Source organism: Streptomyces flavofungini (assembly GCF_014650815.1).
Classification (GTDB): domain Bacteria; phylum Actinomycetota; class Actinomycetes; order Streptomycetales; family Streptomycetaceae; genus Streptomyces; species Streptomyces flavofungini.
The window spans coordinates 892,901-907,923 of record NZ_BMVR01000001.1 but is presented as its reverse complement, the minus strand read 5'-3'; the positions used below and the strand labels follow the sequence as shown (position 1 = coordinate 907,923).

9 protein-coding genes are annotated in these 15,023 nt (G+C 71.0%); 5 read left to right on the top strand and 4 right to left on the bottom strand.

The genetic code is table 11. The features are described from left to right. Nucleotides 1-138 precede the first annotated feature (138 nt). A complete protein-coding gene (locus IE274_RS03790) occupies nt 139-882 on the top strand; it encodes a response regulator (RefSeq protein WP_016645733.1) in 744 nt (247 codons plus the stop codon). Between the two features lie 42 nt (nt 883-924). On the opposite strand, the gene IE274_RS03785 is transcribed toward IE274_RS03790, so the two are convergent. Together IE274_RS03785 and IE274_RS03780 are read right to left on the bottom strand one after the other, a co-directional pair. Beyond that, entirely contained in the window at nt 925-2,118 is a 1,194-nt protein-coding gene (locus tag IE274_RS03785; RefSeq protein ID WP_190114038.1) for a winged helix-turn-helix domain-containing protein, read from the bottom strand. Nucleotides 2,119-2,260: 142 nt separating this feature from the next. Further along, nucleotides 2,261-2,839 carry a GNAT family N-acetyltransferase gene (locus IE274_RS03780; protein WP_190114037.1) on the bottom strand — a complete coding sequence of 193 codons (579 nt, stop codon included), beginning with the start codon at nt 2,837-2,839 and terminating at the stop codon, nt 2,261-2,263. Between the two features lie 280 nt (nt 2,840-3,119). On the opposite strand from IE274_RS03780, the gene secA reads away from it, so the two are divergent. Continuing rightward, complete coding sequence (secA, locus tag IE274_RS03775) at nt 3,120-5,969, top strand: preprotein translocase subunit SecA (protein WP_190114036.1); 2,850 nt, start codon at nt 3,120-3,122, stop codon at nt 5,967-5,969. 124 nt (nt 5,970-6,093) lie between these two features. On the opposite strand, the gene IE274_RS39255 is transcribed toward secA, so the two are convergent. Continuing rightward, on the bottom strand, nt 6,094-6,705 hold the full coding sequence (locus IE274_RS39255) for an Rv3235 family protein (protein ID WP_229909139.1): 612 nt from the start codon (nt 6,703-6,705) through the stop codon (nt 6,094-6,096). Nucleotides 6,706-7,051: 346 nt separating this feature from the next. On the opposite strand from IE274_RS39255, the gene IE274_RS03765 reads away from it, so the two are divergent. Together IE274_RS03765 and IE274_RS03760 are read left to right on the top strand one after the other, a co-directional pair. After that, nucleotides 7,052-7,567: a DUF6912 family protein gene (locus tag IE274_RS03765; protein WP_190114035.1), complete on the top strand. Its 516-nt coding sequence runs from the start codon at nt 7,052-7,054 to the stop codon at nt 7,565-7,567. 104 nt (nt 7,568-7,671) lie between these two features. Continuing rightward, on the top strand, nt 7,672-8,340 hold the full coding sequence (locus tag IE274_RS03760; RefSeq protein ID WP_190114034.1) for an HAD family hydrolase: 669 nt from the start codon (nt 7,672-7,674) through the stop codon (nt 8,338-8,340). Between the two features lie 188 nt (nt 8,341-8,528). On the opposite strand, the gene IE274_RS03755 is transcribed toward IE274_RS03760, so the two are convergent. Continuing rightward, nucleotides 8,529-9,095 carry a DJ-1/PfpI family protein gene (locus tag IE274_RS03755; RefSeq protein WP_190114033.1) on the bottom strand — a complete coding sequence of 189 codons (567 nt, stop codon included), beginning with the start codon at nt 9,093-9,095 and terminating at the stop codon, nt 8,529-8,531. 701 nt (nt 9,096-9,796) lie between these two features. Here IE274_RS03755 and IE274_RS03750 point away from each other — a divergent pair. Next, the gene (locus IE274_RS03750) at nt 9,797-14,866 is read left to right on the top strand and encodes an NAD-glutamate dehydrogenase (RefSeq protein WP_190114032.1); all 5,070 of its coding nucleotides are present in this window, start codon (nt 9,797-9,799) and stop codon (nt 14,864-14,866) included. Nucleotides 14,867-15,023 lie beyond the last annotated feature (157 nt).

The following is a 15,023-nucleotide window of genomic DNA, read 5'->3' as shown; positions in this document are numbered from 1 at the left end:
ACCCCCGTGCGACCACTGGGCGCACGACCGGGGGGTCGGGCATGGAATCATGGGCCCGACGGCCCAACCCGCTTGACTCTGCCTAGGGTTGGCGCAGCCAAGGCAAGAGACTGGCCCTGGCCTTCAGGGGGAGGAACGATGGCGGACAGCTTCGGACCGATGCGGAGCGAAGATGCCGGTGACGGCATCGGCATCGGCACGGACGCGGGCGCCCCGCGCAAGGAGCCCATCAGGGTCCTGGTCGTGGACGACCACGCGCTCTTCCGTCGCGGCCTGGAGATCGTCCTCGCCGCCGAGGAGGACATCCAGGTGGTCGGGGAGGCCGGCGACGGCGCCGAGGCGGTGGACAAGGCCGCTGACCTGCTGCCGGACATCGTGCTCATGGACGTACGGATGCCGAAGCGCGGCGGCATCGAGGCGTGCACCTCCATCAAGGAGGTGGCGCCCAGCGCCAAGATCATCATGCTGACGATCAGCGACGAGGAAGCGGATCTCTACGACGCCATCAAGGCGGGCGCGACCGGCTATCTCCTGAAGGAGATCTCCACCGACGAGGTCGCCACGGCCATCCGCGCGGTGGCCGACGGGCAGTCGCAGATCAGCCCCTCGATGGCCTCGAAGCTGCTCACCGAGTTCAAGTCGATGATCCAGCGCACCGACGAGCGGCGGCTCGTGCCCGCCCCCCGGCTGACCGACCGGGAGCTGGAGGTCCTCAAGCTCGTCGCCACGGGGATGAACAACCGGGACATCGCCAAGGAGCTGTTCATCTCCGAGAACACCGTGAAGAACCACGTGCGCAACATCCTGGAGAAGCTGCAGCTGCACTCCAGGATGGAGGCCGTGGTCTACGCGATGCGGGAGAAGATCCTCGAGATCCGCTGATCCCCGGCGGCGGCCCCGGTCGGGGGCCGGGCGGAGCCGAGGTCAGCTGACCGCTCGGACCAGGTCCGCGGTCAGCTCCGGACGGTCGACGCGCTCGATGCGTACGGAGTCGCAGTCCACCCACCGCGCCGCCTCGAGCAGCGCCTGCGCCACCGCGGGTACCGCCTTCGGGCCCTCCAGGGACACCTGCTTGGCCACCAGCGTGGAGCCCTCGCGCGCGGGGTCCACGCGGCCGACCAGACGGCCGCCCGCGAGGACAGGCATCGCGAAGTAGCCGTACACCCGCTTCGGCTTGGGGACGTACGCCTCCAGGCGGTGCGTGAAGCCGAAGATCCGCTCGGTGCGGGCCCGCTCCCAGATCAGGGAGTCGAACGGCGACAGGAGCGTGGTGCGGTGGCGGCCGCGCGGGGGTGTCGCCAGCGCTTGCGGGTCCGCCCAGGCCGGCTTGTCCCAGCCCGCCACGGCCACCGGGACCAGGCCCGAGTCCGCCACCACCGCGTCGAACTCCTCGCCCTTCAGGCGGTGGTAGTCCGCGATGTCCGCGCGCGTGCCCACGCCCAGGGACCGGCCCGCCAGGGCCACCAGGCGGCGTACGCACTCCTTGTCGTCCAGGTCGTCGTGCAGCAGCTCGTCCGGGACGGCGCGCTCCGCCAGGTCGTACACCCGCTTCCAGGAGCGGCGCTCCGTGCACACCACCTCGCCGTACATCAGCGCGCGCTCCACGGCGATCTTGGAGTCGGACCAGTCCCACCACTCGCCCTTGTTCTTCGCGCCGCCCAACTCCGTCGCCGTGAGCGGGCCTTCGGCGCGGAGCTGCTTGATGACCTGGTCGTACGCGCCGTCCGGGAGGTCGTGGTGCCAGTGCGGGCGGGCGCGGTAGGCGCGGCGGCGGAAGGCGAAGTGGGGCCACTCCTCGATGGGGAGGATGCAGGCCGCGTGGGACCAGTACTCGAAGGCGTGGGGTCGTGCCGGGGTCGTACCGGGGGGTGTGGCCGTCCAGTACGACGACTCGACCTGCTTGCGGCCCACCGCGCCCAGGCGGGCGTACGGGATCAGTTCGTGGGAGCGGGCCAGGACCGAGATCGTGTCCAGCTGGACCGCGCCGAGGTGGCGGAGCACGCCGCGGACGCCTGACCTTCGGTCGGGGGCGCCGAGGAAGCCCTGGGCTCGTAGGGCGATGCGGCGGGCCTCGTCGGCGGAGAGGGTGAGGTGGGGGCGCGGCATGCTCGTCGTCATGGGCGGAACGATAGGGGGAGGGTCTGACAGCGGGGGTGGGGTGCGGGGCCTCGCGGGGCCCCGCACCCCCTGGGCCTCAGCTGTTCGCTCGCCGTGCCGTGCGGGTGGGGCAGCCCGCGCCGATCGCGCTGCGCGCTCGTCCTCAAGCGCCGGACGGGCTGGGCAGGTACGGCTGGAGGGACGGGAGGGCGATGTCCGAGGGGAGCAGGGCACCTACCCAGCAGTCGCGGAGGGTGCCCTTGTTGAGGAGGGCGGCGCGGAGGGTGCCTTCGATGGTGAAGCCGGCTTTTTCGGCTACCGCGCGGGAGCCGTGGTTGCCGACTTCCGCGCGCCATTCGAGGCGGGTGCAGCCGAGGCGTTCGAAGGACCAGTGGGCGACGGCCTGGGCGACCTCGGTCATGTAGCCCTGGCCGCGGTGTTCGGCGGCGGTCCAGAAGCCGATCTCCCAGGCGCCCGAGCGCGGGTGGTGCAGGCTGGCGGCGGCGACGAGGGGGCCGCCGCCGCGCGGGCGTACGGCCCAGGTGTACTCCATGTCGTAGCGCCAGCCGTCCGGGACCATGCGGCCGACGAAGCCCTCGGCGTCCACGCGCGCGTAGGGCGACGGGACCGTGGTCCAGCGCTGGATCTCGGGATCCTGGCAGGCCGCGTACACCTCGTCGATGTCGTCCGGCGTGAAGGTGCGCAGCAGCAGGCGCTCGGTGGTGAGGGTGACGGGCTCCATCGGCTGATTCTGCTTGTGGCGGAGCGGGTGACGCCAGCGGTTTGTACGGGGGCGGTCTCCTCGCCGATAGGGGGCGGGGGTGTACCGGAGGTGCCGTGGGGGAGGAGTCGGGGGTGGGGTGAGGGAGGATTCGGGGGTCGGGAGCGGCACCTTCGCGGGTGCCCGGCCGTTGACGTCATGGCAGACCTCCCGGCACGGCCGGGTCCTCGCATACGATGGCCGTTGCCCGACGAGTAAAACCGACCGTGCCAGCGCCCGACCGGCAAGGAGACCAACCCCCGTGTCCGTCCTCTCGAAGATCATGCGTGCAGGCGAAGGCAAGATCCTGCGCAAGCTGCACCGCATCGCGGACCAGGTCAACTCCATCGAAGAGGACTTCACCGCCCTCTCCGACGCCGAGCTGCGCGCGTTGACCGCGGAGTACAAGGAGCGGTACGCCGACGGCGAAACCCTCGACGACCTCCTGCCGGAAGCCTTCGCCACGGTCCGCGAGGCCGCCAAGCGCGTCCTCGGCCAGCGGCACTACGACGTGCAGATGATGGGCGGCGCGGCCCTGCACCTCGGCTATGTCGCGGAGATGAAGACCGGTGAGGGCAAGACGCTGGTCGGCACCCTGCCCGCGTATCTGAACGCACTCTCGGGCAAGGGCGTGCACCTGATCACGGTCAATGACTACTTGGCCGAGCGCGACTCCGAGATGATGGGTCGCGTCCACAAGTTCCTCGGCCTGAGCGTCGGCTGCATCCTCGCGAACATGCCGCCCGCCGAGCGCCGCGAGATGTACAACTGCGACATCACGTACGGCACGAACAACGAGTTCGGCTTCGACTACCTCCGCGACAACATGGCGTGGTCCCAGGAGGAACTGGTCCAGCGCGGCCACAACTTCGCGATCGTGGACGAGGTCGACTCGATCCTCGTCGACGAGGCGCGTACGCCGCTGATCATCTCCGGCCCCGCCGACCAGGCCACCAAGTGGTACGGCGACTTCGCCAAGCTGGTCACCCGCCTCACCAAGGGCAAGCCCGGCGAGCCCCTCAAGGGCATCGAGGAGACCGGGGACTACGAGGTCGACGAGAAGAAGCGCACCGTCGGCATCCACGAGTCCGGCGTCGCCAAGGTCGAGGACTGGCTCGGCATCGACAACCTCTACGAGTCGGTGAACACCCCGCTCGTGGGTTACCTGAACAACGCCATCAAGGCCAAGGAACTCTTCAAGAACGACAAGGACTACGTCGTCATCGACGGCGAAGTCATGATCGTCGACGAGCACACCGGCCGTATCCTCGCCGGCCGCCGCTACAACGAGGGCATGCACCAGGCGATCGAGGCGAAGGAAGGGGTGGACATCAAGGATGAGAACCAGACCCTGGCGACCATCACCCTGCAGAACTTCTTCCGCCTCTACAAGCGCCACGACCACGAGGGCAAGGAAACCCCCGGCCTCTGCGGCATGACCGGTACGGCCATGACCGAGGCCGCCGAGTTCCACCAGATCTACAAGCTGGGCGTCGTGCCGATCCCGACGAACCGGCCCATGGTCCGCGCCGACCAGTCCGACCTGATCTACCGCACCGAGGTCGCCAAGTTCGCCGCCGTCGTCGACGACATCGCGGAGAAGCACGAGAAGGGCCAGCCGATCCTGGTCGGCACCACCTCCGTCGAGAAGTCGGAGTACCTCTCGCAGCAGCTCTCCAAGCGCGGCGTCCAGCACGAGGTCCTGAACGCCAAGCAGCACGACCGGGAGGCGACGATCGTCGCCCAGGCCGGCCGCAAGGGCGCCGTCACCGTCGCCACGAACATGGCCGGACGAGGCACCGACATCAAGCTCGGCGGCAACCCCGACGACCTCGCCGAGGCGGAGCTGCGCCAGCGCGGCCTCGACCCGGTCGAGCACGTCGAGGAGTGGGCCGCGGCGCTGCCCGCCGCCCTGGAGAAGGCCGAGCGCTCCGTGCAGGCCGAGTTCCAAGAGGTCAAGGACCTCGGCGGGCTGTACGTCCTCGGCACCGAGCGGCACGAGTCGCGCCGCATCGACAACCAGCTGCGCGGCCGCTCCGGCCGTCAGGGCGACCCCGGCGAGTCCCGCTTCTACCTGTCCCTCGGTGACGACCTGATGCGCCTGTTCAAGGCCCAGATGGTCGAGCGCGTGATGTCGATGGCCAACGTCCCCGACGACGTGCCGATCGAGAACAAGATGGTCACCCGCGCCATCGCCTCCGCGCAGTCCCAGGTCGAGCAGCAGAACTTCGAGACCCGCAAGAACGTCCTCAAGTACGACGAGGTCCTCAACCGCCAGCGCGAGGTCATCTACGGAGAGCGCCGTCGGGTCCTGAAGGGCGAGGACCTGCACGAGCAGATCGTGCACTTCATGGACGACACCATCGACGCCTACGTCACCGCGGAGGCCGCCGAGGGCTTCGCCGAGGAGTGGGACCTCGACCGCCTGTGGAGCGCCTTCAAGCAGCTCTACCCGGTGAAGGTCACCGTCGAGGAGCTGGAGGACGAGGTCGGCGACCGTGCCGGTCTGACCGCCGAGTTCATCTCCGAGGCCATCAAGGACGACGTCCACGCGCAGTACGAGTCCCGTGAGGCGCAGCTCGGCTCCGACATCATGCGCGAGCTGGAGCGCCGCGTCGTGCTGTCCGTCCTGGACCGCAAGTGGCGCGAGCACCTCTACGAGATGGACTACCTCCAGGAGGGCATCGGCCTGCGCGCCATGGCGCAGAAGGACCCCCTGGTCGAGTACCAGCGCGAGGGCTTCGACATGTTCAACGCCATGATGGACGGCATCAAGGAGGAGTCCGTCGGCTATCTGTTCAACCTGGAGGTCCAGGTCGAGCAGCAGGTCGAGGAGGTCCCGGTGTCGGACGCCACGCCGTCGCTCTCCAAGGACGGCGCCCAGGACGCGGTCCCGGCCGGTGCCCGCCCGGAGATCCGCGCCAAGGGCCTCGACGCCCCGCAGCGCCCCGACCGCCTGCACTTCCAGGCGCCGAACGCCGAGGGCGGTGTCGACGAGGGCGACTTCGCGACCTCCGACCAGCCGTCCGGCAGCACGACGGCGTCCGGCGACGGCCTGACCCGCGCGGAGCGCCGCAAGGCCCAGAAGGGCGGACGGCGCCGCAAGAAGTAGCGCTGCCGCGCAGGGCGTAGGCAGGGTTTGTGCGAGGGCCGGACACCGGGTGGTGTCCGGCCCTTCGCGTTGTCGGCGGTCGGCCTGTCGGCGATCAGCCCGTCGGCGATCAGTCTGCTGGTGGTCAGCCGCGGTGGAGGGGCGGTCCGGCCACCTCCACCGCCGTGCAGCGCCAGCGCTGGTCGTCGCCCCGGTGCAGGCGGAACGCGAGGGCGCGTAACGCCGTGCCCGCGCCCACGCGCGCGAAGACCTCGAAGACCCCGGGGCGCACCTCGTAGTGCCCGACCCGGTGCACGGCCGGGCGGTGACCGCCGACCGTGCCCAGGGGGCGGCGTTCGGCGAGGCGGGCCAGGTCGTCGTACGCGGTGTGGGCGATGTGACGGGCCACCCAGTGCAGGGGGCGCTGACCGCTGAGGACCAGCATGAGGCGCTCGGTGAACAGCTCCGTGGGGTGCGGGGGCGGCTGGACCGGCGTGAGCGGCTGGCGCGGGCGGCGCGGCTCGGGGACGCGGGTGTCGTGACGGCCCGGCGGGTGGGTGCCGGGTGGGCGGCTGCCCGGCGGGCGGGTGGCCGGGGGGCGGGTGCCCGGTGGGCGTGGGCCGCCCGGGCGGCGGCGGGGCCTCGTCATGACCTTGGGCATGGGGGCCGGGGGCGTGTGGGGCCGGGTGGCTGTTCGGGGGCCGGGAGCGGGGGCGGGGGCGGGGCGGGCGGGGGAGGTGGTTGCGGGCTCGGGCATGGTGCGGGCTCCGTCCGGGGCTCGGGGTGGGGTGTTCGGTGGGTCCGCCGGTGAGTACCGGGGGGTAACTTGTGCTGGGGATCTTGTACGGGGGCCGGGGCGGGTGCCGCAACGGTCGGCGAGGGGGTCCGCGGGGCCCGGAGTGGTTCACTCATCTGGGTGAGCGGGGGTGGTGCGGAGCCCGTGTTCGCCGGGGCCGGGCGGGTGAGGGCGTGGCTCAGGGTGGACGCGGCCGGGGGGTCGGGCGGCAGCTCGAAGGGGGACGCCCGCACGTATCCTGGGGGCCCGTCCCGGGAGTCCTGGAGGCCCCTCCCGGGAGCCTTCGCGACTACGAAAGCGGCCAGCCATGCGCGTGTACGTTCCCCTGACACTGCCCCGTCTCGCGCAGGCGCACGAGGCCGGTGAGCTGGGTCCCGGGCCGCTGACCGCGTACGCCGTGACGCCCGCGCTGCGCGAGTGGTACGTCTCGGACGACCTTGAGGAGCTGGAGTACGCGGCCCTGAACCGGGCGGCGCTGCACTCCCTGCGGCTGCTCGCCGGGGAGCCGGGGACCGCGCGGCGGCGGGTCGTCCTCGCGGCGGACGTGCCGGACGGCGCGGCGGTCGTCGACCCCGACCGCGGGCTCGACCGGGGTGCGCTCGGCGAGGTGCGGATCACGGCCGCGCTGCCGTTGGCCAAGGCGGCCGCGGTGCATGTGGACGGCGGGGACGCCGAGGCCGACGTCGTCGCCGCTGCGGACGCGTTGGGCGCCGCGGACCAGGGGGACGATGACGCGCAGTTCGTCGTCGACGGGGCCGAGGACCATGAGCTGCTCTGGTTCGCCACGCAGGAGATCCCGAATCTGGTGCGGCCGGAGGCGTAGCCCGAGGTGGGCGGCCCGCGTGGACGGCGCCGCGCCCAGGTGTCGCGCCCCGGGCGGGGCTCGGGCCGGTCGGGCTGTCGGTGGGGGCGGGTACGGTTTTTGGCATGGGGAAGCTACAGCGCGGGGCGCACATCGTTTGGGACTGGAACGGGACCCTTCTGTACGACATCGATGCCGTGATCGGCGCGACGAACGCGTCGTTCCTGGAGATCGGGCTCGAGCCGATCACGCTGGAGCGGTATCGGGAGCTGTACTGCGTGCCGGTGCCGCTGTTCTACAAGCGGCTCATGGGGCGGCTGCCCAGCGAGGACGAGTGGCTTGTGATGGACGCGGTGTTCCACAAGCACTACGGGGCCCGGGTGGACGCCTGCGGGCTGGCCGAGGGGGCAGCCGAGTTGCTCGCCTCGCGGCAGGCCTCTGGGCGTACGCAGTCGTTGTTGTCGCTTGCTCCGCATGAGCACTTGGTGCCGTTGGTGCGGCGGCACGGGATCGCTGAGCGGTTCGTGCGGATCGATGGGCGTACGGATTCCTCCCATGCCGGGAAGGCCGAGCGGATGGTTCGGCATCTGGGGGAGTTGGGGGAGGTCGAGGCCGGGCGGGTCGTCGTGATCGGGGACGCCGTGGACGACGCCGTTGCCGCGCTGCATGTGGGGGCGCGGGCCGTGCTGTACACCGGGGGGTCGCACAGTCGGGCCAGCCTTGAGGTGGCTGGGGTGCCCGTTGTCGACAGCCTTGATGAGGCGGTGGAGACCGCGGAGCGGCTGGTCGCCTGAGGGTGGGCGGCTCGGCGCCCTGGGTCGGCCGGGGAGCCGCGGTCGTGACAGCTGGCGCCGGACCCGGGCTGTGCCCACCCGTGCCGCCCCTGGCGGCCCAGCTGCCCGCCGGGGGGACCGGCAGGCACGGCGCCCCCGGCTGCCCGCAGCGGAGACCGGCGGGCGGGGCGGCCGGAGGGGAGGGGTGGCTAGGTCACCGGAGCCTTGGCCCTCAGCACCGTGAGGAACTCTCGCATCCAGCGTGAGTGGTCCGGCCAAGCCCTCGATGAGACCAGCGTGCCGTCCACCACCGCCTCCGCGTCCTGGTATGTCGCGCCGGCCGTCTGCATGTCGATTTCCAGGGCCGGGTAGGCCGTGACGCGGCGGCCCGCCAGGGCGCCCACGGCCGCGGTGAGGAGAGGGCCGTGGCAGATCTGGGCGACGGGCTTGTCCGCGTCGAAGAAGGACTTGAGGATCTTGCGCAGCTCGGGGTCGCCGCGGAGGTACTCGGGGGCGCGGCCGCCGGGGATGACCAGGGCGACGTACTGACCGGGGTCGACCTCGGCGAAGGCCAGGTCGGCGGGCCAGGTGTAGCCCGGCTTCTCCGTGTACGTGTCGAAGCCCGGCTCGAAGTCGTGCACCACGAACTGGAGCTTCTTGCGGGCGGGGGCCGCGATGTGGACGTCGTAGCCCTCCTCGCGCAGCCGCTGGTAGGGGTAGAGGACCTCCAGTGACTCAGCCGCGTCACCGGTGACTATGAGGATCTTGGCTGCCATCGCTGTTCGCTCCCGGGGTCGCTGGTGTCGCCAGGGTCAGGTCGCGCGCTGTATGGTCCGTCGGGCTCGCTGTGTGGTCCGTCACGCTCAACGTGCATCGCTTCGCCGCGTTTGCCAAGAGGGCGCCCGGATTGGCGCGGGCGCGCCCCCGACCGGCCCGCAGCGCGCCCGGCGCGTGCCGACCGCGTGCCCGGCGCGTGCCGACCCCTTGCCCGGCGGGTGCCGACCGTGTCCGACCGCCCGTCCCCGCCCGCCTGCCGCACGTCCACCACGCGTCCGCCCCGCCCCCGTGGCCGGTTCGGCACACGATGCGCGAGATGCGACTGTGCAGACTGTCAAAGTTGACCCCCTGGTTTTGTACACATACGGCTCATGACGACTTCCGGGTGCGGGGCGATAGCCTTGTCCCGTGATCAGCGCGATATCCCGCGGAGGCGACGGCGCCTCCGCCCCGCGCCCGGAGACCACGGTGTACACGAACCGTGCCGGGCGCCTCGCTGACGACTCTTCCCAGAGCGGACGTCGCGGACATCGCAGACACCTGGGCCGGCCAATGACTTCGCCAGAAATGGCGGATTTCCGCTCGCTCAGCGCTCATCGCGGCATAACGTCGACCTCGACCGGAGACCCCGTGTCGCGGCGTCATGTCACATCACTTCCTTCTACGTCACGCAACGGCGCGCGACAGGAGTCAGAGGACAATGCAGACCAAGCTGGACGAAGCCAAGGCCGAGCTGCTCGCGCGGGCCGCCCGGGTAGCTGAGAACAGCCCGGTCGGGGGGCGCCTGCCAACGGGAGCACCGACCGGGTCCACGGGCGGGAGCCCCGACACCGGCGGGTCCGCCCCGGGCGCCCGCAAGGGCGGCAAGACCGGCAAGGCCGCCGCGGCGGACCAGGCCGACCCGGCGGACCCCTCGAAGGTGCTCGCGTTCCTCCAGCGCTACTACCTGCACACCGCTCCCGAGGACCTGAGCGACCGCGACCCGGTCGACGTCTTCGGCGCCGCCTACTCCCATTACCGACTGGCCGAGACCCGCCCCCAGGGCACCGCCAACGTCCGGGTGCACACCCCGACCGTCGAGGAGAACGGCTGGACCTGCAGCCACTCCGTCGTCGAGGTCGTGACCGACGACATGCCGTTCCTGGTGGACTCCGTCACCAACGAGCTGTCCCGGCAGGGACGCGGCATCCACGTCGTCATCCACCCGCAGGTGGTGGTCCGCCGCGACCTCACCGGCAAGCTCCTCGAAGTACTCCCCGAGGGCCAGAACGTCGGCGCCGAGCGCCCGCACGACGCCGTCACCGAGTCCTGGATCCACGTCGAGATCGACCGTGAGACCGACCGAGCCGACCTGAAGCAGATCACCGCCGATCTGCTGCGCATCCTGTCCGACGTCCGCGAGACGGTCGAGGACTGGGACAAGATGCGGGACGCCGCGCTGCGCATCGCCGACGAGCTGCCGACCGAGCCGACCGCCGACGACGTGCGCGACCAGGAGGTCGAGGAGGCCCGCGAGCTGCTGCGCTGGCTGTCCGCCGACCACTTCACGTTCCTCGGCTACCGCGAGTACGACCTGACGGACGAGGACTCCCTCGCCGCCGTCCCCGGCACCGGCCTCGGCATCCTGCGCGCCGACCCGCACCACAGCGAGGACGACGACCACCACCCGGTCAGCCCGTCCTTCAACCGCCTGCCGGCCGACGCCCGCGCCAAGGCCCGCGAGCACAAGCTCCTGGTCCTGACGAAGGCCAACAGCCGCTCCACGGTGCACCGGCCCAGCTACCTCGACTACGTCGGCGTGAAGAAGTTCGACGAGCACGGCAACGTCGTCGGCGAGCGCCGCTTCCTCGGCCTGTTCTCCTCGGCCGCGTACACCGAGTCGGTGCGCCGCGTGCCGGTCATCCGCCGCAAGGTCGAGGAGGTCCTCAAGGGCGCGGGCTTCACGCCCAACAGCCACGACGGCCGGGACCTGCTGCAGATCCTGGAGACGTACCCGCGCGACGAGCTGTTCCAGACCCCGGCCGACGAGCTGCGGGCCATCGTCACGTCCGTGCTGTACCTCCAGGAGCGCCGCCGCCTGCGCCTGTACCTGCGCAAGGACGAGTACGGCCGTTACTACTCCGCGCTCGTCTACCTGCCCCGCGACCGCTACACCACCGGGGTGCGGCTGCGGATCATCGACATCCTCAAGGAAGAGCTGAACGGCGCCAGCGTCGACTTCACGGCCTGGAACACCGAGTCGATCCTCTCCCGCATCCACTTCGTCGTCCGCGTGCCCAAGGGCGGCGAGGTGCCCGACCTCTCCGACGCCGACGTCGAGCGCATCGAGGCGCGTCTGGTCGAGGCCGCCCGCTCCTGGGCCGACGGCTTCGGCGAGGCACTGACCGCCGAGCTCGGCGAGGAGCGCGCCGCGGAACTGCTGCGCCGGTACGCCAACGCCTTCCCCGAGGGCTACAAGGCCGACCACACCCCGCGCGCCGCCGTCGCCGACCTCGTCCACCTGGAGCGGCTCTCCCAGCAGAGCCAGCAGGACTTCGCGCTCAGCCTGTACGAGCCGGTGGGCGCGGCGCCCGACGAGCGCCGCTTCAAGATCTACCGCTCCGGCGCCCAGATCTCGCTGTCGGCCGTGCTGCCCGTGCTGCAGCGTCTCGGCGTCGAGGTCACCGACGAGCGGCCGTACGAGCTGCGCTGCTCCGACCGCACCAGCGCCTGGATCTACGACTTCGGCCTGCGCATGCCGAAGGCGCAGAACGGCAACGGCGACTACCTGGGCGACGACGGCCGGGGCCGCTTCCAGGAGGCCTTCGCCGCCGCCTGGACCGGCGAGGCCGAGGTCGACGGCTTCAACTCCCTGGTCCTGCGGGCCGGGCTGAACTGGCGCCAGGCGATGGTCCTGCGGGCGTACGCCAAGTACCTGCGCCAGGCGGGCTCCACGTTCAGCCAGGACTACATGGAGGACACCCTCCTCAACAACGTCCACACCACCCGGCTGCTCGTCTCGCTCTTCGAGGCCCGGATGTCCCCGGACCGCCAGCGCGCGGGCACCGAGCTGACCGACGGCCTGCTCGAAGAGCTCGACGGCGCGCTCGACCAGGTCGCGTCGCTCGACGAGGACCGCATCCTGCGCTCCTTCCTCACCGTCATCAAGGCGACGCTGCGCACCAACTTCTTCCAGAGCGCAAGCGAGGGAAGCGACAAGAGGGGTCAGGAGGCGGGCGGCGGCAAGCCGCACTCGTACGTCTCCATGAAGCTGGACCCGCAGGCCATCCCCGACCTGCCCGAGCCGCGCCCCGCGTACGAGATCTGGGTGTACTCGCCGCGCGTCGAGGGCGTGCACCTGCGCTTCGGCAAGGTCGCGCGCGGCGGTCTGCGCTGGTCCGACCGGCGTGAGGACTTCCGTACGGAGATCCTCGGCCTGGTGAAGGCGCAGATGGTGAAGAACACCGTCATCGTGCCGGTCGGCGCGAAGGGCGGCTTCGTCGCCAAGCAGCTCCCCGACCCGTCCGTGGACCGCGACGCGTGGCTGGCGGAGGGCGTCGCCTGCTACAAGACGTTCATCTCGGCGCTGCTCGACATCACCGACAACCTGGTCGCGGGCGAGGTCGTGCCCCCGGCCGACGTGGTCCGGCACGACGAGGACGACACCTACCTGGTGGTCGCGGCCGACAAGGGCACGGCGACGTTCTCCGACATCGCCAACGCGGTCGCCGAGTCGTACAACTTCTGGCTCGGGGACGCCTTCGCCTCCGGCGGCTCCGCGGGCTACGACCACAAGGGCATGGGCATCACCGCCCGCGGCGCCTGGGAGTCGGTCAAGCGGCACTTCCGCGAGCTGGGCCACGACACCCAGACCGAGGACTTCACCGCGGTCGGCGTCGGCGACATGTCCGGTGACGTGTTCGGCAACGGCATGCTGCTCTCCGAGCACATCCGCCTGGTCGCCGCCTTCGACCACCGGCACATCTTCATCGACCCCAACCCGGACGCGGCCACCTCCTACGCCGAGCGCCGCCGCCTGTTCGAACTGCCCCGCTCCAGCTGGGCCGACTACAACAAGGAGCTGCTCTCCGCGGGCGGCGGGATCTTCCCCCGCTCGGCCAAGGCGATCCAGCTCAACGCGCACATCCGCCAGGCCCTCGGCATCGAGACCGGCGGCGCCAAGATGACCCCGGCCGAGCTGATGCAGGCCATCCTCAAGGCGCCGGTGGACCTGCTGTGGAACGGCGGCATCGGCACGTACGTGAAGGCGTCCACCGAGTCGCACGCGGACGTCGGCGACAAGGCCAACGACGCGATCCGCGTCGACGGCGCCGACCTGCGCGTGAAGGTCGTCGGCGAGGGCGGCAACCTGGGCCTGACCCAGCTCGGCCGGATCGAGTTCGCGCGCGCCGGTGGCCGCATCAACACCGACGCCATCGACAACAGCGCGGGCGTGGACACCTCCGACCACGAGGTGAACATCAAGATCCTGCTGAACGCCGTGGTGCAGGCCGGGGACATGACGGTCAAGCAGCGCAACAAGCTGCTCGCCGAAATGACCGACGAGGTCGGCCAGTTGGTGCTCCGCAACAACTACGCGCAGAACACCGCGCTCGCCAACTCCGTCTTCGAGTCGCCCTCGCTGCTCCACGCCCACCAGCGCTTCATGCGGCGCCTGGGCCGGGAGGGCCAGCTCGACCGGGGCCTGGAGTTCCTGCCCGCCGACCGGCAGATCCGGGAGCTGCTCAGCTCCGGCCGCGGCCTCTCGCAGCCCGAGCTCGCCGTACTCCTCGCGTACACGAAGATCGTCGCCGCGGACGAGCTGATCCACACGACGCTGCCCGACGACGACTACCTGCGGCGGCTGCTGCACGCGTACTTCCCGAAGGCGCTGCGCGAGAAGTTCGCCGACCAGGTCGACGCGCACGCGCTGCGCCGCGAGATCATCACCACCGTCATGGTCAACGACACCGTCAACAGCGGTGGCTCGACCTTCCTGCACCGCCTCCGCGAGGAGACCGGCGCTTCGCTCGAGGAGATCGTGCGCGCCCAGCTCTGCGCGCGCGAGATCTTCGGGCTCGGCGAGGTCTGGGACGCCGTCGAGGCCCTCGACAACGAGGTCGCCGCCGATGTGCAGACGCGGGTGCGGCTGCACTGCCGCCGCCTCGTCGAGCGCGGCACGCGCTGGCTGCTCAACAACCGGCCGCAGCCGCTGCAGCTCGCCGAGACCGTCGAGTTCTTCCGGGCCGGTGTCGACCAGGTGTGGACCGAGCTGCCCAAGCTGATGCGCGGCTCCGACCTGGAGTGGTACGAGAACATCCGCGAGGAGCTGGCCGGGGCGGGCGTCCCCGACGAGCTGGCGCAGCGGGTCGCCGGGTTCTCCTCGGCCTTCCCGTCGCTCGACATCGTGGCTGTCGCCGACCGCATGGGCAAGGACCCGCTGGCCGTCGCCGAGGTCTACTACGACCTCGCCGACCGGCTCCGGATCACCCAGCTCATGGACCGGATCATCGAACTGCCGCGGGCCGACCGCTGGCAGTCCATGGCGCGCGCCTCCATCCGCGAGGACCTGTACGCGGCCCACTCCGCGCTGACGGCCGACGTCCTGGCCGTCGGCAACGGCACGGCCACGCCCGAGCAGCGGTTCAAGGCGTGGGAGGAGAAGAACGCGGCGATCCTGGGCCGGGCCCGGACCACCCTGGAGGAGATCCAGGGCTCCGACGCCTTCGACCTGGCGAACCTGTCGGTGGCCATGCGGACGATGCGGACGCTGCTGCGCACGCATTCGTAGGTCGTACGTTGCCGGGGGCGCTCCGCACCGTGTGGTGCGGGGCGCCCCCGTCGCGTTTTTCTAGGTGCTCGGGGTGCCTTCGGGGTGCTTTCGGGCGCGACGGTGGGCGCCCGCCGTCTGCGGAACGGGTGACGAGCGATGCCATATGCCGTTAATT

What these genes read in the sequence shown, in the direction of transcription:
- IE274_RS03780 (WP_190114037.1), bottom strand. Translation starts at nt 2,839, where the DNA reads ATGGAGCCCGTCACCCTCACCACCGAGCGCCTGCTGCTGCGCACCTTC.
- IE274_RS03790 (WP_016645733.1), top strand. Translation starts at nt 139, where the DNA reads ATGGCGGACAGCTTCGGACCGATGCGGAGCGAAGATGCCGGTGACGGC.
- IE274_RS03760 (WP_190114034.1), top strand. Translation starts at nt 7,672, where the DNA reads ATGGGGAAGCTACAGCGCGGGGCGCACATCGTTTGGGACTGGAACGGG.
- IE274_RS03785 (WP_190114038.1), bottom strand. Translation starts at nt 2,118, where the DNA reads ATGACGACGAGCATGCCGCGCCCCCACCTCACCCTCTCCGCCGACGAG.
- IE274_RS03765 (WP_190114035.1), top strand. Translation starts at nt 7,052, where the DNA reads ATGCGCGTGTACGTTCCCCTGACACTGCCCCGTCTCGCGCAGGCGCAC.
- IE274_RS39255 (WP_229909139.1), bottom strand. Translation starts at nt 6,705, where the DNA reads ATGCCCGAGCCCGCAACCACCTCCCCCGCCCGCCCCGCCCCCGCCCCC.
- IE274_RS03750 (WP_190114032.1), top strand. Translation starts at nt 9,797, where the DNA reads ATGCAGACCAAGCTGGACGAAGCCAAGGCCGAGCTGCTCGCGCGGGCC.
- IE274_RS03755 (WP_190114033.1), bottom strand. Translation starts at nt 9,095, where the DNA reads ATGGCAGCCAAGATCCTCATAGTCACCGGTGACGCGGCTGAGTCACTG.